General features: G+C 57.7%; 19 protein-coding genes and 1 pseudogene. 5 read left to right on the top strand and 15 right to left on the bottom strand.

Annotation, left to right across the window (positions count from 1 at the left end; translation table 11 throughout):
- Positions 1-66: 66 nt before the first annotated feature.
- Entirely contained in the window at positions 67-834 is a 768-nt protein-coding gene (locus V1280_RS42670; RefSeq protein WP_334536877.1) for an SDR family NAD(P)-dependent oxidoreductase, read from the bottom strand.
- Positions 835-1,300: 466 nt separating this feature from the next.
- Between V1280_RS42670 and V1280_RS42665 the strand changes: the two genes are divergently transcribed.
- Positions 1,301-2,578, top strand: coding sequence for an acyl-CoA dehydrogenase family protein (locus tag V1280_RS42665; RefSeq protein WP_334536875.1), 1,278 nt, complete (start codon positions 1,301-1,303; stop codon positions 2,576-2,578).
- A gap of 17 nt (positions 2,579-2,595) precedes the next feature.
- Here the strand turns inward: V1280_RS42665 and V1280_RS42660 are convergent.
- Together V1280_RS42660 and V1280_RS42655 are read right to left on the bottom strand one after the other, a co-directional pair.
- Positions 2,596-3,118 (bottom strand): annotated as a pseudogene (locus V1280_RS42660) (acyl-CoA dehydrogenase); the annotation flags it as partial.
- A 471-nt stretch (positions 3,119-3,589) separates the two neighbouring features.
- Positions 3,590-4,015, bottom strand: coding sequence for a PaaI family thioesterase (locus V1280_RS42655; RefSeq protein ID WP_334536873.1), 426 nt, complete (start codon positions 4,013-4,015; stop codon positions 3,590-3,592).
- 657 nt (positions 4,016-4,672) lie between these two features.
- Here V1280_RS42655 and V1280_RS46975 point away from each other — a divergent pair.
- Positions 4,673-5,047: a carboxylesterase family protein gene (locus V1280_RS46975; RefSeq protein ID WP_442895272.1), complete on the top strand. Its 375-nt coding sequence runs from the start codon at positions 4,673-4,675 to the stop codon at positions 5,045-5,047.
- A 5-nt stretch (positions 5,048-5,052) separates the two neighbouring features.
- Positions 5,053-5,226 carry a carboxylesterase family protein gene (locus V1280_RS46970; protein ID WP_442895198.1) on the top strand — a complete coding sequence of 58 codons (174 nt, stop codon included), beginning with the start codon at positions 5,053-5,055 and terminating at the stop codon, positions 5,224-5,226.
- Positions 5,227-5,515: 289 nt separating this feature from the next.
- Here V1280_RS46970 and V1280_RS46965 read toward each other — a convergent pair whose 3' ends face one another.
- The 7 genes from V1280_RS46965 to V1280_RS42610 all read right to left on the bottom strand — a co-directional run bounded on the left by V1280_RS46965 (position 5,516) and on the right by V1280_RS42610 (position 12,017).
- Positions 5,516-5,839, bottom strand: a complete 324-nt coding sequence (locus tag V1280_RS46965; RefSeq protein WP_442895197.1) for a GntR family transcriptional regulator — start codon at positions 5,837-5,839, stop codon at positions 5,516-5,518.
- Positions 5,840-6,336: 497 nt separating this feature from the next.
- Positions 6,337-7,041, bottom strand: coding sequence for an ABC transporter ATP-binding protein (locus V1280_RS42635; protein WP_334538577.1), 705 nt, complete (start codon positions 7,039-7,041; stop codon positions 6,337-6,339).
- The gene (locus tag V1280_RS42630; RefSeq protein ID WP_334536867.1) at positions 7,038-7,805 is read right to left on the bottom strand and encodes an ABC transporter ATP-binding protein; all 768 of its coding nucleotides are present in this window, start codon (positions 7,803-7,805) and stop codon (positions 7,038-7,040) included. Before V1280_RS42630 ends, V1280_RS42635 begins: the two co-directional genes overlap by 4 nt.
- A complete protein-coding gene (locus V1280_RS42625; RefSeq protein WP_334536866.1) occupies positions 7,802-9,697 on the bottom strand; it encodes an ABC transporter permease in 1,896 nt (631 codons plus the stop codon). The genes V1280_RS42630 and V1280_RS42625 overlap by 4 nt, the downstream gene beginning before the upstream one ends.
- 558 nt (positions 9,698-10,255) lie before the next feature.
- Positions 10,256-10,975 carry an SDR family NAD(P)-dependent oxidoreductase gene (locus tag V1280_RS42620; RefSeq protein WP_334536864.1) on the bottom strand — a complete coding sequence of 240 codons (720 nt, stop codon included), beginning with the start codon at positions 10,973-10,975 and terminating at the stop codon, positions 10,256-10,258.
- A gap of 47 nt (positions 10,976-11,022) precedes the next feature.
- Positions 11,023-11,778, bottom strand: a complete 756-nt coding sequence (locus V1280_RS42615; RefSeq protein ID WP_334536863.1) for an SDR family NAD(P)-dependent oxidoreductase — start codon at positions 11,776-11,778, stop codon at positions 11,023-11,025.
- Positions 11,775-12,017 (bottom strand): hypothetical protein, encoded by a 243-nt coding sequence (locus V1280_RS42610; RefSeq protein WP_334536861.1) that lies wholly within the window; start codon positions 12,015-12,017, stop codon positions 11,775-11,777. The genes V1280_RS42615 and V1280_RS42610 overlap by 4 nt, the downstream gene beginning before the upstream one ends.
- A gap of 646 nt (positions 12,018-12,663) precedes the next feature.
- Between V1280_RS42610 and V1280_RS42605 the strand changes: the two genes are divergently transcribed.
- Positions 12,664-13,029 (top strand): 5-carboxymethyl-2-hydroxymuconate Delta-isomerase, encoded by a 366-nt coding sequence (locus tag V1280_RS42605; protein ID WP_334536859.1) that lies wholly within the window; start codon positions 12,664-12,666, stop codon positions 13,027-13,029.
- An 87-nt stretch (positions 13,030-13,116) separates the two neighbouring features.
- Here V1280_RS42605 and V1280_RS42600 read toward each other — a convergent pair whose 3' ends face one another.
- The 5 genes from V1280_RS42600 to V1280_RS42580 form a co-directional block, all read right to left on the bottom strand.
- The gene (locus V1280_RS42600) at positions 13,117-14,178 is read right to left on the bottom strand and encodes a hypothetical protein (protein ID WP_334536858.1); all 1,062 of its coding nucleotides are present in this window, start codon (positions 14,176-14,178) and stop codon (positions 13,117-13,119) included.
- 23 nt (positions 14,179-14,201) lie between these two features.
- Positions 14,202-15,236: an aromatic ring-hydroxylating dioxygenase subunit alpha gene (locus V1280_RS42595; RefSeq protein WP_334536856.1), complete on the bottom strand. Its 1,035-nt coding sequence runs from the start codon at positions 15,234-15,236 to the stop codon at positions 14,202-14,204.
- A 101-nt stretch (positions 15,237-15,337) separates the two neighbouring features.
- On the bottom strand, positions 15,338-16,570 hold the full coding sequence (locus tag V1280_RS42590) for an ABC transporter substrate-binding protein (RefSeq protein ID WP_442895271.1): 1,233 nt from the start codon (positions 16,568-16,570) through the stop codon (positions 15,338-15,340).
- A 1,049-nt stretch (positions 16,571-17,619) separates the two neighbouring features.
- On the bottom strand, positions 17,620-19,314 hold the full coding sequence (locus V1280_RS42585; RefSeq protein ID WP_334536854.1) for a hydantoinase B/oxoprolinase family protein: 1,695 nt from the start codon (positions 19,312-19,314) through the stop codon (positions 17,620-17,622).
- A 1-nt stretch (position 19,315) separates the two neighbouring features.
- The gene (locus V1280_RS42580; protein WP_334536853.1) at positions 19,316-21,361 is read right to left on the bottom strand and encodes a hydantoinase/oxoprolinase family protein; all 2,046 of its coding nucleotides are present in this window, start codon (positions 21,359-21,361) and stop codon (positions 19,316-19,318) included.
- Positions 21,362-21,864: 503 nt separating this feature from the next.
- Here V1280_RS42580 and V1280_RS42575 point away from each other — a divergent pair.
- Positions 21,865-22,590: a GntR family transcriptional regulator gene (locus V1280_RS42575; RefSeq protein ID WP_334390049.1), complete on the top strand. Its 726-nt coding sequence runs from the start codon at positions 21,865-21,867 to the stop codon at positions 22,588-22,590.
- Positions 22,591-22,665 lie beyond the last annotated feature (75 nt).

Below are 22,665 nucleotides of genomic sequence, written 5' to 3'. Positions count from 1 at the left end.
GCGAGCTTAAATCGCAGCGCAGGTAAAGCCACAATTGGTTGACCGGCTTCGTCGGCCCAGCAGCACTCAGCTGATCAATGCTCCGCCGTCGATGATGATTGTCTGTCCCGTAATGAAGGTACCGGCCGCTGATGCCAGAAAAACCGCGGCGCCGGCAATTTCATCGGGCTCTCCGATGCGTGCCAGCGGCGCAGTGGCGGTTAGGGCTTTCAGCGTTTCCGGATTTTCCCAAAGCGCCCGGGCAAAATCCGTCTTGATCAGGCCAGGCGCGATGCAGTTCACGCGGACGTTGTGCTTGCCGTATTCACAGGCCAGATTCCGGGCGAGTTGCATATCGGCAGCCTTCGAAATCGAATAGGCGCCCAGATTTGTCGTCCCTTTGAGACCGCCGACGGATGAGACGATGGTGATCGAACCATCTCTGCGCTCAATCATCTGGGGCGCTACGAACGTAATTAGCCAATGGTTGGCTATGATGTTGTTTTCGAGAACCTTGCGAAAATGGTCGTCGGAAATTCCCGCCTGCGGTCCGTAATATGGGTTCGTCGCCGCGTTGCAGACCAGCGTATCGACCTTGCCAAACGCGCCGTTGGCCTTTTCGACGAGCTCCTTGAGTTCTTCCTTGACCGAGATGTTCGCCGCAATGGCGAGCGCGACCTGTTTGCCGGCCTTATCGTTAATCGCCTCCGTCACTTCGTCACAAGCCTGTTGCTTGCGTGAGGAGATCACAACCTTAGCACCGTGTTCGGCCATCCGCTCCGCGATAGCACGACCTATCCCCCGCGAAGAGCCAGTGATGACTGCAACTTTCCCGGACATATTGAACAGAGTCATGCGTCCCTCATTTCTTAGATGTTTGCCCGGCGTCAGGTGAGCCGGCGTTCCGCTTCAATCAAGCTAACTATTGAGAAAACAATAATGTAACGACAAGTCAGTGTAGCAGAAGTCAGTCTGGGCTCAGACCAACCCGTTGTTCTCGCTTGGCACATCGGAGCTCCCTGCGGCTTCACGCGCTGAGCCCTTCACTGCGTTAGACAGAGACGAGGTGCGACATGAAGCCGGTCGTCGGTCGCTTGATCGACCTTACAGGCCCCTGTGGGATGTCCTCCACGCAAACGTTTTTCCCTACCCGCCGTCGGCAGTCTCTATGGGACGCCAAACAGCGATTAAAAGCCTACGTCCGCGATCAACATGATCACTCGCCTGACGGCGTCAAGGCAAGTATGAACTGATATCGTATCGATCTCATTCGATATCGTATCGATCTTAATCACGCCACCAAGCGCCTCGCCACGGGCATATGTCACCCTATAAGCTTGATTATCCAGTACAGCGAGGAAGAATTATGTCGATAGATTTCGAAATCCCGGCAGAGGCGAAGGCGGTCCGGGAGAAAGTCCGCAAATGGGTTCACGATGAATGTATCCCGGCGGAAAAGGAACTGGACACTAAGCCGTTGAAGGAAGTGCTGGGCAGGCTGCGCGCCAAAGCGCGCGCGCAAGGCCTCTGGTGCCCGTTCGCTCCGAAGGAATATGGCGGCATGGGGCTCGGCCCGCTCGCCAACTCACTGGTGCAGATGGAGCTCGGCGAAAGCACACTCGGTGCGCTGTCGATGAACACGCAGGGGCCCGATGATGCCTCGATCATGACGATCATGACGCACGCAACGGAATATCAGAAGGAAAAATTCCTCAAGCCGTTATTGAACGGGGAGAAGCGCATCTGCTTCTCGATGACTGAGAAGGTGGCGGGTGGCGATGCCACGGGCATGCAGACCCGCGCGGAAAAAGATGGCAATGCCAATTATATTCTCAACGGCGAGAAGTGGTTTACGTCATCCGCCGGTGTCGCCGACCTGGCCCTGGTAATGGCCAAGACCGATCCGAACGCGCCACGGCACAAGCAATTTTCGACATTCATCGTGGAATTACCCAACCCCGGCTACAACATCAAACGCGACATCAAGACCATGGCGATCGAGGGGCCGCATGCCCACGCGCTTTCCGGCGGCCATTCGGAGGTCGAGATCAGGGATCTCAAGGTGCCCGCCGAAAATCTGCTGGGCGGCGAAGGCAACGGCTTCGATATGGGACAACACCGCCTTGCCTACGGCCGATTGCGCCATGGCATGCACAACGTCGCCAAGGCCCAGCGGGCTCTCGATATGGCGACGGAATATGTCACCAAGCGTTCGACCTTCGGCGTGCTGCTCGCCGATCGGCAGGCTGTCCAGTTCATGTTGGCCGATTGCGCCAGCCAGCTCTATATGGCTCGGCTGATGCTGCTGCATATTGCTTACAAGGCTGAAAAGGGTCTGGACCTAACGCAGGAAAACTCCATCGCCAAGGTCTATCTGGCTCGCATGGTGCACAAAGTCATCGATACCGCGATCCAGTTGCATGGTGCGTTGGGCTACAGCCAGGATCTTCCGCTGGCGAAGTGGTATACGGAGGTTCGTATGCAGCGTCTGGTCGACGGTCCTGACGAGGTGCACAAATGGAAAGTCGGCCGTAACGTCATCAAGGCCTTCCGCAAGCACGGCACCACGGCTTCAGCCGCTGGCGGCGATTTGATCTGACGTGCGGAACGGGCGGGCTAGATCAACCCCCCGCCCCCGGCCACGCGGCGGAGATGAAAGTCCGTATCGCCAAATGTCTTCTCGATAATGCTCAGTCGCTTGAAGTAATGGCCGATCCGGGCCTCCATGGTCATGCCGATGCCGTCATGGAGCTGGATCGACTGCAGGCCGACGAATTTCAGCGACTTGCCGATCTGCACCTTCGCCGCCGCGACTGCGGTGGCGCGTTCCCTGGCGTCGTCGAAATCGCAAGCCACGGTCGCGAACATCGACATGCGGCGGCCTGCTCGGCGGCGACGAAATGTCGGCGGCGCGGTGCTGCAGGGTCTGGAAGGTGCCGATGGCGACGCCGAACTGGGTTCGGGTCTTGAGATATTCGATGGTGGTCTTGAACGATTCATCCATCGCCCAGCCGGCTGCGGCGCATAACGCGATGCGGGCGTCATCGATCACGCGTTCGATCAGCGGTAGGCCATTCTCGGGGTCGCCGATCGCTGCATCGGCATCGACCTCGACGCCCGTGAAGGCTATGTCGGCCGCTGCTGCTCAGCTTCAACAGATTGTAGCTGTCCGACATCAGCACGATTAACGGCTTCCGATCCGCGGAAAATTTCTCATAGATGTCGCGGGCAGCCTTTGCCGCCTTCTTTTTCGAATCTTGATCGTGATCCGGTCCCAACACCCAGTCGAGAAAAACGACCTGGACGCCCTGGATCTTTTCCGGCGCCACCTGGGAGCCCTGCGTCAGCCGCGCAACCCCAGACGATCCTTCAACTGATCCTGTAGTTCGGAATACTCCAGAATGGACAGTATCTTCCCAGGAAAATCGTCTTGCATCTGCGTCGATGAGAATAGGCGCGCAGTGCGCAGATTCGTTAGCCCCCGATCCACTGGCTGGGGCTCATTCCGTAATGAACTCTGAACAAGACACCTCCGGCAGGGCAACGCCGGAGGTTTTCCAAACTTATTTCATAAAGTCGGTTTTCGTTTCCTTGAGAGGAAAGGCAGGCCTCAGCGACGGGGAACAGCCACCGCGCTATAGTTTCGATAAGTTACATTTGCCCGTGCGACCGGTTCACCGTTCGTCGTGATAAGAGCCTGGGTAAAAATCAGCGATTTGGTTTCCTTAATAAGAATCACGTTTGCCTCAACCCAAGCACCAAGCGGCGCAGGAGCGATATAGTCGACGGATAGGCTGATCGTTGGCGTATGACGTTCCGTGGTTAATAATCCCGAACGCACGATGGCTGCGATCTGCATGTCGGCAAAGGTTGCCATCGCGCCACCATGACAATTTCCGGTAACATTGGTGTGGTACTCCGTGACACGGAATCCAAGCGTCGTCGTCTTTCGATTCAGATAAACTGTGCCGAAAGCCGAATCGAAGCCATTCGTTCGAAAAATCGGCTCAAAATCGTCTGGTGCGATATTTTCCACTGATGATCCTTGGTTTAGTTGAGCGGCGCCCCGCGGCTCTCAAAGGTATTCGTTCGACCCAAAAACGAATTGAGCGACCTTAGTCGCGAGAGCCACCGCGCTCATTGCCACCTCCCCTTCGCTGGCGGCAACTTCGGTAACTTGCAGGAATACAAGTGTGCAACTTATAAAAAGTGGGTTTCACAGCCTTGCTCACGCGTGAAAAAGGTACGTTCTGTAGTTTGTACTTTGTGGCAGCTGCCCGGAAGCACGGCCTAGGATCGCCAACAATGATTTCGTCTCGGTGCCAACACAAATACTAATTCCCGATGACCTTAGAGGATTTAGGTATCATGAACGCGACGCACGGCTCGTTAGCCGTAGCTTAGCTGATTTCTCCGTTTTGGCCTATTTCCGCTTCGCGCCAAAAACGTCATCCATAACCCCTTCATTACGCCAGTTGTTGCGCCAAAGGCGATCACTCCGGCAACGCGGCGTTGATGACGCTGGCGCTGTCCTGCGCGACTTCGGCAGACGCCAAGATCTGTTCGCCAACGTCAAGTCAGGCACGCCCGAAGTGGCGAAGATCAGCGACGGGTCGCTGAAAGGCTATGCCGCGAACGGCATCAGCGCGTCTCTCGGCATTCCTTTCGCGGCGCCGCCGGTCGGCGAACTGCGCTGGAAGCGCCCGCTCCGCCTGCCAAGTGGACTGGCGAGCGTGACGCCGGTGCCTTCGCCCCCGCTTGCGTGCAGACAAACACCTTCGGCGTCATGGCTGTCCGCAGCACCACGGAAGACTGTCTTTATCTGAATGTCTTCGCGCCGGCGTCGGGCCGCAGCAAGCTACGCCCGGTGATGGTATGGCTCCATGGCGGCGGCCAACTCAACGGCCGTACCAACGACTATGACCCGCGCAAGCTGGTCAAAGACGGTGACCTCGTCGTGGAGTCCACCACCTACCGCATGAACGTGTTCGGTTATATGGCGCATCCGGCGCTCGACAAGGCCATCCGTTCGGCAATCACGGCACGCTCGACCAGCAGGCTGCGCTGAAATGGGTGGAACAGAACATCAAGGCGTTCGGCGGTGACCCTAACAATGTGACGGTATTCGGCGAAAGCGCCGTTGGCATAGCCACCCTGTTCAACCACGTTTCGCCAGGCGCCGCGGGCCTGTTCCAAAGGGTCATCCTTGAAAGCGGGGGTGTCGGCGCCAGCGCAGACTTCGCTTGAGATGGTCGAAACGACAGGTTCGGACTTCGCGACCACGATGGGTTGCGAGGACCAGACCGCGGTATGCATGCGCTCCAAGTCCGTGGACGAGATCATCGCCAAGGCGGCCGCTTCCTCAACGGTGCGGTGCGCTCGGTGGACGGAACGATCCTGCCGGGGCAGATGCAGGCCTTGATGGCGGAAGGCAAGTTCCACAAGGTCCCGCTTCTGATGGCAACAATGCCGACAAATGGACCTGGTTTACGAGTCTCACCGAACTCGACATCAAGAAGCCAATGACTGGGGAGGATTATCCTAAAACGCTCATTGGACCAACTTCGCCAGGACCGGCAATCCGAACGGCATGGGCCTGCGTCGAGACTACCGTGCTGCGCTGCTGCTCCTGGGCAACGATCCCCTGCGCCTCCAGGCGGGACAGCGCTTCGCGGATCGGCGTTCGGCTTACGGCGAATTCTTCAGCCAGCGTTTCCTGCTTGAGGCGAATTCCCGGCGCATATCCGCCCGAGGCAGCCGGCGGAAGCCGTACACAGAAAACCTTCGGCTCTGCATAGCGAAAGTCGGCCCCACAACCAAGCAGCTCGAGAGATCGCGCGGGGGACGCGCGCACTACCATGGGCCCGCTAGCCAGACATCGCGCTATCGACCCACTCGTAATCCACAGGATTTTCGGCCTTGGCAGCGCTCACTTGGGCGTTGCTAAGCGTCCTGCAGTCCCACTCAAACGGTCGGTGAAATGCCCACTTATATTAGGAAGCATCGGATTCTTTGGATTTAAAATCCAAACTCTGGATAAAATAATTGAGATTTGGGTTATATCCGTGAATGACCGTTGCCACGTTCACCATGGACATTCGCGGCGAGAAATTCTCCGGCAGCAATACTGCAACCGAATTCGTCGAATGGTACAATGGGCACCCACACTATCGCGACTTTGCGTTCGATCTATACGGCAAAGTCGCGGTAATTGTCGGCAATGGCAAGGTTGCGTTGGACGTGTCACGTATATTGGCGAAGACGCCCAGCGATCTGGTTCACTCCGACGTCGGCGCGCATGCACTCGACGCACTGGCACAGAGCCGCATCAACGATATCCACATTATCGGTCGACCTTTAAATGGCGAGATAGTTTCGCCGGATATCATCGTTCGATCGAAGACTATCGATGGTACCGGAGAACTTAATCTGGCCCTTCTCGATCACATAGGCGCGCTCCGAGACCAAACTGGCGAAATGCATATTCTGCTCCGACAGCAGAACTGTGATGCCGGACGCAGTGACGTGAATTATTGCTTGCGCGACCTGCTCGACGATTTTGGGCGAGAGGCCTTCAGAGGGCTCGTCCAGAAGAATGAGAGAGGGATTTCCCATGAGTGTGCGCGCGACGGTTAGCATCTGCTGTTCGCCGCCACTCATATGGGCGGCCAGGCGCCCGCGCATTTCAGCGAGATTGGGGAAGATTGAGTAGAGCTTTTCGCGCGTCCAGGGTTCGCGCCCCATCGGGGCGTGGCGGCGTCCCACCTCAAGATTTTCCTCGACGGTTAGGCTTACAAAAATCCGTCGATCTTCTGGAACGAAACCGACCCCCCGCCGAGCGATCACGAAAGGATCGAGCCCGCTTACTTCCTTCCCTTCGAACATGATATTGCCCGAACGCGGCGGGACAATTCCGATGATCGATTTCATTAGCGTCGATTTTCCCGCTCCGTTACGACCCAACAATGCGACGGCCTCGCCCTGGCTAATGGTAAGCGACACGTCGTGCAGGATATGCGCGGCGCCATAGAAACTATTGATGTCGCTGACTGTCAGCATTATGCCGCCCCGTACATCGTACCGCCGCCCAGATACACATCTTGCACGAGCTTTTCCTCGCGAATGGCGGTGGGCACCCCGCTAGCGATGACTTGGCCTCGATTGAGCACAATAACGCGGTCCGCATGGCCGAAGACCACGTCCATATCGTGTTCCGTAAACAGGATGGAGACCCTTTCGCTCTCCATGAGAGTACGTACCAGCTTCATCATGGCGATACGCTCGGTCGGCGCCATGCCTGCCGTTGGTTCATCCATCAGCAGCAGCCTAGGGCTATTACCGAGCGCCATGGCAAGATCCAGGCGCTTTAGATCGCCATAGGAGAGCACACCGCAAGGCCGGCGAGCCTGCGCGCGCAAACCCGTGCGATCGAGCAGATGATCTGCTTGATCGAGAAAGTAAGATGGAGCAGGTCGCCACGAACTACCGAGTTTTCTGTGGTGCGACAGCAGTACCATCTGCAAATTCTCGCGCACGCTCATGGATGGGAACGTAGCGGTGATTTGGAATGTCCGGCCAATGCCGAGCCGCCAGATCTTCGACGGGCCAAGGCCGTTGATGAGGTGGCCGTCGAAACGTATCTCGCCCGCGTCCGGCGTGATCTGGCCACCCAGCATGTTGAAGCAGGTCGACTTTCCGGCACCGTTGGGGCCAATGATTGCAACCATCTCGCCCGGATTAACGAAGAAGGAGACGTCGTCCACCGCTTTCACGCCACCAAAGGCCTTCCGGATGGATCGAACAGTGAGTTCGCCTGCGACACTCATGGCGCGTCCCTCACCGAAACGCGTTTGGAAATCGGCATGCGGCGCCACACCAAAGGCCAGATTCTCTGGAGCATCCCGACAATGCCACGCGGAAAGAACATGATGGCAAGCACGATCACGACGCCGAGAGGCGCGCGCCAGAATTCTGTGGTGCGCTGAAGCTCCGCCAAAAGCCAATGATACCCGGCGGCGCCGACGATGGGACCGGCCATGCTCTCTAACCCGCCAAGCAGAAGCATGACGAGGCCATCAACAGACAAAGAAATTGACACGACATCCGGGAACACACTGCCTTTGGCGAAAGCGTAAAGAGCTCCAGCGAGTCCGGCGGCCGCGCCGGCGAGAATAAAGCCAAACCATTGCGTTCGTCGAATATTGATGCCGACGGCATCTGCCCGGGACGGTGAATCCCGTGTCGCTCTTAAGGCGTAGCCGAAAGGCGAGAAAACCACCTTGCGCAAGACAAAGATTGCAGCCGCCACGATGGCGAAGGTGAGATAGAGATAGACGATGTGATTGCGCGCCCAAGTATCCGGCCACACCTTCAAAATGCCGTTGTCGCCTCCTGTCACGCTGATCCACTGCCAAGCCACAGACCAAACGATTTGCGCAAGTGCAAGCGTAAGCATTGCGCGGTAGACGCCGCTGAGCCGCACGCACAGCCAGCCAAACAGAGCCGCGCCCAGTCCGGCCGCTATCGGCGCACCGATCAGGGCCGCGATAAACGGTAGGTGGAAATACTTCACGCCGAGTGCAACGAAATACGCGCCGAGTCCGAAATAAGCGGCATGACCAAAGCTAAGTATGCCGGCCGGCCCCACCAGGAAATGCAGGCTGGCAGCAAACAGGATGAATATGAGAGCTTCGATCACCAGTGTGACGCCGTAGTCGCCGAGCAGCAACGGCGCGAACACTACGAAGGCGATGCCCAATCCCCAGTAGGTCCATTGCTCCCGGCCGCCGGGCGACAGCACTGTATCGTCAGCCTGCCGAGGATCGCGTACCAGCACTTGGGGCTCTCCGGCAAGACCGTGGGGCCGAAAAACGAGCACCACGGTCATGACTATGAAAATTGTGACCAAGGTCATGGATGGCATAAGCAGCGTGCCGAACGATTGGACGACGCCGATCATCAGCGCTGCCGCAAAGGCACCGGGGATGCTGCCGAGCCCACCCACAACGACTACAACGAAGGCTTCAGTAAGCAGATTAAAGTCCATGCCCAAGTTAGCGGCATCCCGCGGTAACTGCACCGCGCCGCCAAGACCGGCCAAGGCGCAGCCGAGAACAAAAACGGAAGTGAACAGCCAACGCTGGTTTACACCGAGGGACCCTACCATTTCCCGGTCCTCGGTCGCAGCGCGTACGAGCGTGCCCCATCGAGTGCGATGAAACGTAAACCATAACAGGCCCAGAATCGCAGGCCCCAGCAACATCAGGAACAAATTATAGGACGGGAAACGGACGCCGAAGAGTTCAACTGCTGCAGCAAGGCCCGGCACGCGCGGCCCTATGAGGTCTTCATTGCCCCAGACGTAACGTGTGACGTCTTGCACCACGAGTACAACGCCGAACGTAGCAAGTAATTGAAGTAGTTCCGGCGCCTTATAGAGGCGCCGGAGGATAATGATTTCGACGAGGCCGCCGATCGCCCCCGTTAGCGCAGCCGATGCGGCTACGCCGGTCCAAAAACCAAACCCGCTTCCGCCCCAATGGCGAGTCAGCGTGTAGGCGATGTAGGCGCCCAACATGTAGAACGAGCCGTGGGCGAAATTGACGATCTGCGTGACCCCAAAGATAAGGGACAGACCGCAAGCGACGATGAAGAGCATCGAACCGCTGGCCAATCCGTTCATCAGCAGCGAGAAGAAGGTCTGCGCATCGAGGTGCATAAGCAAACGCCTTTAGTGTTGCGATGACGTTGCGGCCTGCCTGGGCGTCGCCGGAGGAAGTCCCAGCGCAGTGAGATAGGCTTCGAAATTTTCGGCGACCATGGCGTTTCCGTCTTCTGCCTAGGTTGCATTGAAGGACAAGGTTCCAGAAAAATCGAGTCCAAAAAAAAAGCAATTGTATCCAAAAAATAGTCGTGTGCATCCCGTTCAGGGGTGCCGACCTGGCAGGCTTATTCAAATTGCATCTGTGTTCGCTACGCTTCGCACCGGACTCGCTAAGCCATCGGCAAGCAGTGCTAACTTGGCCAAATCCGGCAACGCCTACCGAACCAGGGCTCGTTCGGATCCGAAAGGTGGGCGTCGCATTGGGCACTCCGTAAGCGCCTGTTCGATATTGTCGAGGTCGGATGTCGACCCACGCCGTCCCGATCATGACCCGTCACCCAGGCGATGGGTCTCGGAACGACGATGCTGTTGATGAGGGCGCGCACAATCCAGCGGTGCCGCCGGGTAACGTCGTAATCCGTATCTACCCAGCCTCGGCACATGGGCCGGTCATCATCGCACCAACACGCCGCCGCTGCTCACGACTGTCTCCCCGGTCATCAACTGGGCCCCCTCACCTTCGACCAGCCAGAGCACCAGAGCAGCCATCTCCGAGGGAGACGCGGTTCTGCCGAGCGGTATCTGAGCGGAAATTTTCTCGAGCCGTCCGGGTATCGCGCGCAAGCCTTCGGTATCGACGGGGCCCGGCGCAACAGCGTTGACCCGTATACGACGTTCGGCAAGATCCGCAGCCATACCCCGCGTCAGGCTCACAACCGCAGCTTTGGACGCGTTGTAAAGCAATTGGTCCGGCTTGGCCATGAACGCGTTGATCGACGCGAAGTGAACAATCGCGCCGCCGGCGGGCATCGTTCGCGCGATGGCCTGACTGAGCAACACTGTTCCAAGCACGTTGATATCAAAGATGCGCCGGTAGGTTGCGACGTCGGCAGTCGCCAGTGACGAAAGAGGAAAAATGCCGGCGGCATTGACGAGGGCCCGCGCTGGCTGCGTCAGTTGGCTCGTTGCGGCCTCAACCGATGCCGGATCGGCAACGTCTGTCACGATTGGAGAGACATTGCTTTTTCCAGCCGCGAAGGTGTTCAACGGCTCGGCATCGTAATCAAGCGCCGCAACGTGCCATCCAGTCGCCAGGAAGGCCTCCGCACAGGCCCGCCCGATTCCTTTCGCTGCTCCCGAGATAACAACAAGAGGCTTTTCGGCGGAGGGCATTGGCGTGTCTTCCCGATTGAATCAAATAGAACAGAAGCGAATAAGGTTTAGGCAGCAGCGGTCCAGCCGCCATCGCACATCAGCACGACACCGGTGATGTAAGCTGCATCCTGGCTACACAAGAACGCCACGGCGTTGCCAATATCTTCCGGCTGGCCAACTCGACCGGCAGGTACCCGCTGCAGCGTCCATCGCAATTGTTCCGGATCCGAGAGGCGACCCAGTGTCATCTGGCTCTCGATCGTTCCCGGCCCGACGGCGTTGACGCGAATACCCCGTGGCGCGAGATCTATCGCTGCATGCTTTGTAAACGCGACGACAGCACCTTTGGAGGCGCCGTAATGGGACCGGTGGGGAAACGCGATGACTGAGGACACACTTGCAAGGTTCACGATGGCTCCGCCGCTCTCGATTCTTCTTGCAGCCGCTCGCGTGCCGAGAAAGACACCCCGGACGTTGACGCTCATCATGCGGTCCCAGGCCTCGACGGACATGTCGGTCAGCGGAATGACCTCGGAAATCCCGGCATTGTTGACCCAGCCGACAAGTTTGCCGAGCCGTACGGCCACATCTCCCAGTGCTTCAACCGAAGTCTCTTCGGCGACATCAACATGTCCGGCCTGCGCTCGGTGTCCATCGCGGCACAGGCACGCCGCCGTCTCCTCCGCCGCCGCGAGATCGAGGTCCGCGACCATCACACAAGCGCCTCGCTCGCAGAGGCGTCGCGCGATGCCTGCACCGATGCCCCTGCCAGCGCCGGTGACGACGATCCAGCCCTCGATCTGTTCCGATTGAATCGTCACGTATTCGTCCCTCCGAGCGATTGGCGATCAATCTGATCTGCAAAAGCGACCGCGTTTGTGTACCCCACGCCCGCTTCCACCGAGCCAGGTCCGGCCAGCACGGCGCAGAGACCGGATATGTCCGTAAGAATTCCGATCTGATCGTAGGAGAATCGGGTCTCAGCAAAGGTGTGGTTTCCGCGAACGGCGAGCCCAACCAATGCCGCCGTCAGCAAACCCCGCTTATGGCTTGCGATCATAAAAACCTTCTCCTTAGAGCTTCTGTGATCGCAACCATTTTCGGATGCAAAAGATCTTTTTGTGGATACAATATTTGGCATGAGCGCGCATATGCCGTCAACCCTCAGACCAATTTTTTTACATGCCCGCCGCGCAAACATGCGTGGCGTGCATATCCTACGTCACCGTGTTTTCGGAATTCCGACGAACCATCTCGTCGTCCGCCGTCCGAAGCTAAGCTGGATCGTGCGCGACCGTCTGCATTCGAGCGCGGCCTTGGCCGCCGCTAGCCGCGGTACGCCGATGCGAAGGCTGGCTTCGACGGCAAGCCAATATGGGCTATCTCATCAAGTTGCGGTGCGACGGCTTCGGATGAGGCGACCATCTGCGGCGACACTCGTGGCTTACGACATTGACAACAACTCACCTGTGGCAACCTGTGGCTTCAATGCGCCGCTGGCAAATGCTGCGGGCTGAATGGATTTTGCACCACCCACCGAGACCTATGGCTGAAAAGCGGCGCCGCGATCCCTATTCAACTTTGGTGCCCCGATATCACATTCATTCGTGAAGCACCTATCCGGACTATTTTTACCGTAACATATTTTCGATTTGCGTGACGTACCTGACGCGTACACTGGTACCGACTACCTGTGGGATCACTCAATGCCATACTTAAAAATCGACTATACCGATAACTTACTCGGCTTTCCCGCACCCGTGATACTTGCGAAAGTCAATGAACTGCTGGCCGAAAGCGAAGCCATTCGCGACGAATTCGATCTAAAATCAAGTGTCAGCGCCTTGTCCAACTACAAGATTGGCACTCAAGAGGAGGCCCGAGCCTTTGTCTACGCTCAGTTTTATCTCTTCCCTGGAAGGTCACCGGAAACCAGGAAGGATCTCGCGAACCGAATCGCATCCGTTCTTCGTCGACACGTGCCACGCCCACCGGGAGTTCGCATATTAGTTAGCGTCGAGATGATAGAAATGAATCGAGACACTTATCGAGTTGAAACATTGGAAGGTTGATCATTAGTGACCACGACGCCGTCTGGGGTCACGTCTTCATCTGCTGCCTGTGGCTGGCCTCCTAACAAGGATTCGAGAGTGCATTGTTCATGCGACGCTTGAGTCTATTTCGGCCCAAGTATCCCGCACGAACTGAGCGATCGCTGCATTCTGGCCTATCAACGAGAATTTGGCGTTGTGAGCATAGTCGGGAAGGTTGATCATTTCCGTGGTGATGAATTTTAGCCTTTTTGCGGGATCATTTTTATGGTGCCGCAAGACTTTTCGCACGACTTCCTTTGTAGGCTCCAGTTTGTAGGCATGCCATGCCGAATGCCACTCACCGGGAAGGGGCTTTGTGAAGGGATACAATATCCCACGACCTGGATCGCCGGCTCTGTTTGTATCTGTCGCATCGCTGGGAACAGCGGCGATGACGTTGCCGGGATCGAATCTGGACCAGATATTTCTTGGTCCGTCCGGCGCAGCGGAGCGAACTTGCATCCAGCGTACGATGCCCATCGCTAGCCACTCGTCACACAGGTTACCCTGCTCGAACGGGTCCAGAATCAAGCGACCGGTTTCGACGTCCTCGCGGACGCACGAGATATCCAGTTCCTCCGGGTTTCCAATCTTGAAATTTACATGGCTGTAATCAAGCGTCAAATTAAAGGGCACGCCGCGTCGTTGCACCTCCGACGCGACGGGCGTTACGCGACGAAAATCCTCGGACCACATGTTGACATGAAGTTCGAAAGTCGGCTCGACTCCGATCTTCAATCCTTCGTCATAGGTACGCAGATAACAATCGACTATTTCCTCGTTGCGCAAAACATGACCATCGGCATGACGCGTATAGATCATGATGTTGTGCAGCGATGCACCGATCTCTCTGGCGATCCGAAGGTTTTTCGGTATTAAGTCGTCCTCTTCTCCCAATCGGTAAAACCAGCTCGCCGTAAGCACCGGGAGATCGTACTTGTCTATAGCCTTTCGGTATTCATCCAGGTTTCCAGCCGACGGAAGCCGGTCGAAATAGTCGAACACGCCGGCCTCTTTTACCAGGCGAAATTGTTCGTCGATGAACGCTTCTTCCAGCGCAACCGGATTCTGAAGAGACGACTGTTGGGCACCGCGTCCGTTGCATCCGATTTTGAAAGTCGATGTCATAGGTGTGGCTCTTTTCAAAACGTTCAATGGCTTGCGAGCGTCTGATCACGGGCGATCAGATCATCCACAATACGACGCATCCTGTTCGGCGCCGCGTCGATAGCCAGGTTGATCCGTTTGAAATCAGGACGTGCCTCCTCTTCACGATGCAGCGCTTCGAGAATTAATCTGTCTTCGTCGAAGACGGCGCGGAAATCGCTATTCAACTGCGATGCGACATCCGGATCGTCTTGATTGAAATTCCGGAGATGAAGCCAATGGTCGATGCTCGTTCGCTCGTCGACGGGCGTGATGAAATGTCCGGCAAAAATCCGCATTCCCCGGTTGCGATCGCCGTCTACAGGAATACTGCCGGCCGGCGCCGTTCCAAAGTCGATTACGGCGATCGACGGAGCATAGTAATGATAATAATGCCAACGATCGACGTTGCCGCTGAATTTTCGATAGTTCTGGAAAATTCCGATCGGGGGCGCATCGGGAACCCAGCGCCAGACCAAAATCTTCTCGCCATCCCTTTCGCTCTGTACGGGAATGTCTTCGCTCGCCGCATTGCCCAATGAACCGGAATGAACGAAGCTGACGTGTGAAGGATCGCAGAGATTGTCAGCCAGGTTGAGGTAGTTGGACTGATTGTGCAGGGCGTCACCGAAGACGACCGACCAGTTCGGGTCGTGAAACTCGGGAAGATCAAAAATTTTGCTCCGGTCGGCCAATTCCGGATCTCCCATCCAGATCCAAACCAGACCGAGTCTTTCGCCCGTCGGATAAGATCGCACAACGGCATTCCTTGGAATGACGTTCTGACCGGGAACACGGATGCATTTGCCCGCGCCGTCAAAAGTCATTCCATGATAACCGCACTCGATCGCGTCCCCCTTCAACCGGCCAAGGGAAAGCGGAAGCATGCGGTGAGGACATAAGTCGTCGAGCGCGACAACAGAGCCGTCGCTCGATCTGTAAAGAACTACATTCTGCTCAATGACGGTCCGACGCGTGAGCGTGCGCGTTATGTCGTGCGACCAAGCGAGCGGGTACCACGTGTTGCGTACATATCGCATGTCAGATTCTTCGCTACCTATTGGATTTCCGTTTAGGCGCTCGTGTGGGCGCGCTCGCGGATGTTGTGCTGGTGGGTGCATCTTCAGGTGTTGCCGTGACGTCACGGCTTGCCCGGGCGTAGCTTTGCGACTTCCGCTGGCGACGGCAGCAGCTTGGCGCCGTCGATAACGGTCCAGTCCACCATCACGCCCTTGCCATCCTTCTTGGCAAGTTTGCCTGTGAACACAGGGATTGTTGATTTATTGTCGGCCGCACGGTAGGTGATTGGACCGAATGGCGTCGGAATGGTGAGATCGGCGAACGCGTCAACGATTTTTTCCGGATCCGTGCTGCCGGCCTTCTTAATTGCCGCGGCGATGGCCTTGTAGGTCATGTAACCGTTTATCGATGCCACGCGGGGATAGTCTTTGAACTTTTTTTCGTAGGCGGCACGAAACGCCGTGTGCTCGGGCGTATCGATGCTCTGCCAGGGATAACCGGTGACGATCCAGCCTTCCGGCGTCTCGTCCTGCAGCGTGTCGAGATATTCGGGCTGCCCGGTGAGGGTGCTCACCACTGTTTTGCCCTTGAACGCGCCGCGTGTATTGGCTTCGCGCACCAGGCGGACAAGATCGGTGCCGAATTCCGCATTAAAGATTGCGTCGGGCTGCGCGGCCAGGAGCGCGTCGATGGTCGGCCCCGGATCGATCTTGCCGAGAGCCGGCCATTGCTCAGCCACGAAAATCACGTCCGGGCGCAGGCGCAGCAGGTGCTGCTTGAAACGGGCTATATTCGAAGTGCCGTACTCATAATTAGGTGCAACCGTCGCCCATGTCTTGGCAGGAAGCTTCGCCGCGATTTCCGCAAGAGCCAGTGTGTTCATGTAAGTGGTGGCTGCGGTCTGGAAGGTGTAGCGGTTGCCTTTTCCCCAGACGATGGCGTCGCTCGACGCAATGCCGCAGACGAAGGGTATTTTGCGCTGCTGGGCGAAGTCCGCGAGGGCGAGGCAGACGCTGGAAAGGAAGCCGCCGGCGAGAACGCTGACCCCCTCGGATGCGGTCAGTTCCTCGGCCTGGCGGATGGCGTCGCCGGCCTTGGCGGCGTCGTCGCGGAAGATAGCCTGAAGCGGCCGCCCGTCGATGCCGCCGGCGGTGTTGATTTCTTCGATGGCGAGCTCGGCACCCCGGCGATAGGGCTCCGTAAACGGCGCCTGGTTGCTGTAGCTGTTGATGTCTCCAACCTTGATCGGCGTCTGGGCCATCGCGGCGGGCGCACACAAAAAGGCAAGCACCGTACCAAGCGCAAACGCCCGGCGGCTTCGCCCGAGAGAACGGCTCGGCGGCGATATCGCCATGCCGGATTTATCGACGTGCGGCTCGACGCTTTTGAGTTCTAACATCTGAAGTCCCCTCTGCTTGGTTCTAGTTTGCGGACGTATCCGATTTTGGTTCTGACAGCTGAGAAGCCCCCTTATCCCCGACCGTGAGGACTAAGATGGCTGCGATGTGTGAGGCAGGCGCGCCGAGGCCACGGCCTCGATCTCGACCGCAAAACCACGCGACGCCGATCGCGCGGGTCGCCCCTCGTCACCGAACAAGTCGACAAAAAGATCTGTGCAGCGGTCGACGCTCGAATGGCCGGCGGGGTCCGGCGGCGACGCCATGAACCCGGGCACATTCACAATGCGCTCTACGCCGTCGAGCGTTCCGAAGTCGGGGCGGAGAGTTGCTAATAAACTAAGCCCGCAGCGCCGAGCTGCTGCATAACCCTCCTCCACGGTGAGCCCTATTCCCACCTGTCCCTGGATGCAGGCGCCATCCGACTTCCAATGGCCGAAACCAGATCTCACCGGCCCGGTATTAGAATTCGCTTTCGGCGGAACCGCTGGAGGAAGGGTGAGGCCCCGTGCAGCGAGACGGGCTCCGAAACTGTTGGCAACCATGCTGTTTCCGTCTTCTGGCATCGGCCGGAGTTCCATTAAAGGATACGTGTCCTGAAAATACGAGTCCAAAATTATAGCAATTGTATCCAATAATAGCCATGTGTATCCTACGCAGCGGTCGGACACCTTTGCGATCAATAGCGAGGGCTGTCCCTAAAAGCCCGAAAGTCTAAGTTGAGGTGCTGGCCAATCTCTCCCCTCACCTTCAACCAGCCAAAGCACCAGAGCAGCAATCTCCGAGGGAGACGCGGTTCGGCCGAGCGGTATCCGGGCAGGAATGGGTCAGCCGCCCTGCCCGCGATTTCGATTGGCTAGGTACAAACCTCAATGATTGGGGCGGGCAATGATGCGGTCCAGCTTTCGCCACGCGCGTGTGACTGGCGCGTCCTTATCCACGGATAGGTACGCTTTCATTGAAGTGGCCGTTAGCCGAAACCACTTTTCTGATAGCCGTCTGGAAGTTATTCAGCTGCCTTCAGCTTGGCGACAGAACGATCTGCGGCTCCCGAAGTCGATGTAAAGGCCCGGTAGCCATGCTTCGCATCCTTCGCCGTTAGCTTAGCAGGTCGATCCGCCGGATTTCCATAGCCTCCGCCGCCGGGCGTCTGCACGTTGATGATATCACCGGCGCGAAGCTGAATGTCCTGGTCCTTCGACAAGTGCAGGGGCACGAACGTCCTGCCGCCTTGTTGAATCACAATGCTGTTCGGCTGGCCGGCCTCGCCGCCGAGGACGCCAGGCGGCCCCACCCTGCCATGATCCATCACGAAGGAGGCGCGAGCTTCGCCGCGCCGCAGCGCAATGGAATAGCGAACACCGAATCCTCCGCGATGCGTTCCCGCGCCGGCAGACTCTTCGGCTATCGCAAATTCCTTGAACAGAACGGGGAAACGCTGCTCCAGGATCTCGATAGGCGGCGTCTTCGCAATGCCAATTGTCGAACATCCGTTCGAGATGCCGTCGAACTCGATCGATCCGCCGTATCCGCCGCCAGTCACGATGTACATAACGAAGTTGCTGCCGGTCTCGGGGTCCGTGCCCCCTATCGCCAGGTTTCCGCTCGTGCCGGCGGGCGCTGCGAACAGTCGTTCCGGTAGCGCTTCGGCGAGGGCCAGAAAAACGGCTTCCGCGATGCGCTGGCTGACTTCGGCGGCACATCCGGACACGGGACGCGGATACTGTGCATCGAGGAATGTACCGGTCGGCACGGGCACGTGGAGTGGTTCGAACGTCCCGGCGTTGATTGGGACCTCCGGGAAGATATGCTTGATCGCGAGGTAGATTGCGGACTTGGTGGTCGCGATCACGCTGTTCATAGGTCCGCGGCAAGGCGGGCTTGATTTCGAAAGGTCGAACTCGAGACTCTCGCCTCGCTTGCGGATCAAAAGGTTAATCTCGAGCGGCTCATCGACGACGCCGTCGGAATCAACGATCGTAATGCTGCGGTAGTCGCCATCCGGTATCGCAGTGATCTTGGCCTTCATCTGCTGGCAGGCGCCCTGCTTGAGAAGTTCGATCGCGAGCTCGACAGTGTCAGCGCCATAACGATCGAGCAGCGCGGTCAAGCGGCGCTCTCCGATCTCAAGCGCGGCTGCTTGCGCCCTGATATCGCCGATCCGCTGATCAGCTATTCGGATGTTTGAGAGGATGATCGACAGTATTTCCTCGTCGATCACGCCACGTTTGTAGAGCTTCACCGGAGGAATTCGAAGTCCTTCTTGTTCGACTTCGGTCGCCTTAGCAGAAAAGCCTCCGGGCACCATGCCGCCGGTATCCGGCCAGTGACCAGTGTTCGAAAGCCAGGCGAAAAGATGCCCCCTGTAGAAGAATGGCTTGACGAATTTCACGTCCATCAGGTGCGTGCCGCCGAGATAGGGATCGTTCAGAATGAAGATGTCGCCTTCCTCGAGGTTCTTGGCGCGGTCGATCACCGCGCGCGTCGAGAACTGCATCGTCCCCACGAAGATCGGGAGCCCCAACTCACCCTGCGCGATGAGCTCCCCGGTTGAGCGATGATAGATGCCGTCGGAGCGATCGAGGCCTTCTGCGATCACCGGACTGAACGCCGCGCGGACGAAGGTAGTGTCCATCTCGTTGCAGACCTGCTGCAATCCGTTCTGAATGACCGCTAGCGTTACCGGATCGATCGTCGTCACGTTATTGTCCCTTCCCAACATGGATGATCACATTACCCAATAGGTCCACCTGCGCCCGGTCACCGGGATGAATCACGGTCGTTGCATCCAATTGCTCCAGAATCGCGGGACCCAGAAATTCGCTATTCAGCGGCAAGCGGTCTCGATCGAAGATCGGTGTCGACAGCCATCCGTCTTCGAACCAGACGCGTCTCATATCTATCTTTGCGTCGTCGAGATTCTTGGCGGCGGTGCTGGACGTCAATGCGTCGACTGGGAAAGGCCTTCTCTTTCCGATCACAGCGGTATGCAGATTGGCGAGCACGGGTTTGATTTCGGGAAGCGCAACCCTGAAGCGGTTCCAGTAGGCTTCGGCAAACGCCTTGTCGAGGTCGGCAATCTTTACTCCGCGTCCTGACAACGCGACGTTCAGGATATGCGTCTGACCCTGGAACTGCATGTCAGCTGTGTGAAAGACCTGCACGTTTTCAATTTCGATATTTTCGTGCTGAAGAATTTTGTTTCCCTCTTCGATATGCGCGTCGAGCACGGAGAGGACGTCCACCTCGTTGACCATGGAAAGCGGCTTGTTGATTGTCCGCACAAAGTCATGCCGCAAGTCCGCAACGAGACAACCCAAAGCGTTCGTCAGACCAGGACGGGCCGGAATAAGAACTTTGGGAATGCCAAGCTCGCGCGCCAACGCGGCCGCATGGAGCGGTCCTGCACCGCCGAATGCCAGAAGGATGAAATCCCGAGGATCATGCCCACGCGACAGCGAGACAAGCCGGATGGCGCCGGCCATCTTGTCGTTGGCCACCCGGATGACAGCAGCTGCGGCCTGTTCCGCGCTAAGTTTCAGCGCAGCTCCCACTTGGGCCATCAAGGCCTCTTCCACAACGGTCATCGTTGTCAAGTTCTGCACGCCCAGCAACCGCGCGGGGTTTAGCCGGCCCAGGACCAGATTGGCGTCTGTGATTGTAGGTTCGGTCCCGCCCCTGCCAAAGCAGATCGGGCCGGGAATGGCTCCGGCGCTCTTCGGCCCGATCTTAAGCAGGCCGGCTTCGTCGACGTGCGCGATCGAACCTCCTCCGGCACCAACGGTGTGAACGTCCACCATTGGTACGTGGATGGGCATCGCATATTCGATTTCCAGTTCGGAGGAGACCAGCGGCACCCCGTCCTGAATCAGAGCGACGTCTGTCGACGTGCCGCCCATGTCATAGGTAACGACGTTAGGAAATCCGGCAGCCGTAGCTGTACTGGCAGCTGCGATCACGCCTGAGGCGGGGCCCGACATGACGGTCTGGACGGCGGTGTGGGTCACGATCGAGGACGATGCCGTACCGCCGTTTCCCTGCATGACGAGAAGCTGGCGTTTCAGCCCGCGGTCCTTGAGTTCAGCTTCGAGCTTGTTCAAATAACGATGCAGGATCGGCTGGACCGAACCGTTGACGGCAGCGGTCACGCCGCGCTCGTACTCTCGACATTCCCCGATGATTTGGTGGCCTGCCGTAACGTACTCGTTGGGCCACAGCGATCTCACGATCTCCGCGGCTCGCAATTCGTGATCGGGATTGGCGTAGGAATGCAGAAAATGGATAACGACGGACTCGGCGCCCAGCGCAAGCAGCTTCTTCACGACTTCGCGGACCTCGTCCTCGGAAAGCGGATCTACGACTGAGCCCGAAGCATCCATGCGCTCCGTGACTTCGAAACGGAGGTCGCGGGGAATAATGGGCTCGAACGTTCCGATCAAACCGTAGGGGTTCGGCCGTGTTCGTCGGCCGAGTTCGAGGACGTCTCGGAAGCCTCTGGTCGTGATCAGTCCGCATTTCGCGAGCTTGCGCTCAAGCACGGCGTTCGTCGTCGCGGTCGTGCCGTGAATGAAAAGGTCGACCCCATGCGCACTCATTCCGGTCTTTTCGAGCGCAGCGATCACGCCATGAGCCTGGTTGGCGGTCGTGGTCGGCACCTTTGCCAACTGCAGCCCTCCGTTGGAAGGGTCATGCAGAATTAGATCCGTAAACGTGCCGCCGACATCACAGCCGACAATGACCGCACCCATTTCCAACTATCTCCAATGATACCTCAGTGAATAATTCGATGCATTTCCTGTGCCCGGATCGCGGCGATAGATGCCCGATCAGGGCAAACTCGGCGCCGGTTCCGTACGCTCAGTGATCGAGGTCAGGAGGCTCGCTTTACTTGCTCAGCTTTGAGGTTCATGCGGCCGGCGTAGATCGGCGTCGCGCACGTCCTCGGACCGGGATACTTGAGGAAGATGATCTTGCGGCCGGCCTACTACCCATTCCATGTCGTTTACGTGCCAGTTACTCTGGCGCGAAATCTGTGGGATTATCGGTGGTCATGGTCTTCTCCCGGCGAAATTCTACATCCATAATTCGTATCATTGTATCCAAAAATATACTAGTCAAGCGCGATTGTTCGCTTTGTGGTATTCGGTTCATCAAGAACAGCTAACATTTTAGTCACGGAGTCCGCTCCCCGGCTTGCTTTGCCGCCGAGTCGGCCTTACCGGATGTCACATAGAAGAAAGGCGGAACTCCCTTGAAAGCAGCTGCTTCTCCGAAGCTTATCGAGGATCTGGCCAACCGGATCCAGGCCAAGATCGTCGCCGGCGAATACCCACCGGGAACACGCTTGAAGCAGGAAGTGCTGGCCCAGCAATTTGACGTAAGCCGTACTCCAATCAGGGAGGCACTCTCGCGGCTGGAGGCCAAGGGGATCGTCAGTCAGGCCCAGCGCCGCAGCGCGGTGGTCCGCGCGCCTTCCAGCCGTGAAATATCCGAAATGTACCAGGTAAGAGCCGAACTTGAGGGCCTGGCCGCGCAGCTTGCGGCGCGCTGGATCACTGATCAGCAATTGGTGGATCTCAGAATTTCCCATGACGAGTTCGTGCAAGCTGTGAAGGAGCTTCGCGGCGATCGGGATTCCACGTCGCGCGCCGATCCGAAGTGGTTCGAGCAGGCCGCGCAGCGCTGGATCGACATGAACGCGAAGTTTCACAAGACCATCAATGATGCCTCGAACAATCGATATCTCGCCCGCACCATTCTGGATGTGACATCGGGATATGCGAGGAGCGTCATGCTGTCTTCGGCCTTCGGCATGAATAGCTTCCGAATTGAGCAGAACATCGTCCAGCATGAACGAATCCTCAAAGCGCTTGAGGACCGCGAGCCGGCGCGTGCGCGCAGGGCCATGGTGGATCACGTCATGGAATCCGGCGAATTCGTTATCGCATCATTTTCGAACCAAATGGCCGACAGTTAAGATAATGCTCCGTGGGCAGGTGCACGCCCCGGCCTGCAGCGACACTTTGCGATGGCCTTCGCCGGCTCCTCCAAT

The sequence above is a fragment of the Bradyrhizobium sp. AZCC 2230 genome (genome assembly GCF_036924495.1).
Lineage (GTDB): Bacteria > Pseudomonadota > Alphaproteobacteria > Rhizobiales > Xanthobacteraceae > Bradyrhizobium > Bradyrhizobium rifense.
The sequence above is the reverse complement of the archived record's forward strand: the minus strand, read 5'-3'. Positions and strand labels throughout refer to the sequence as shown.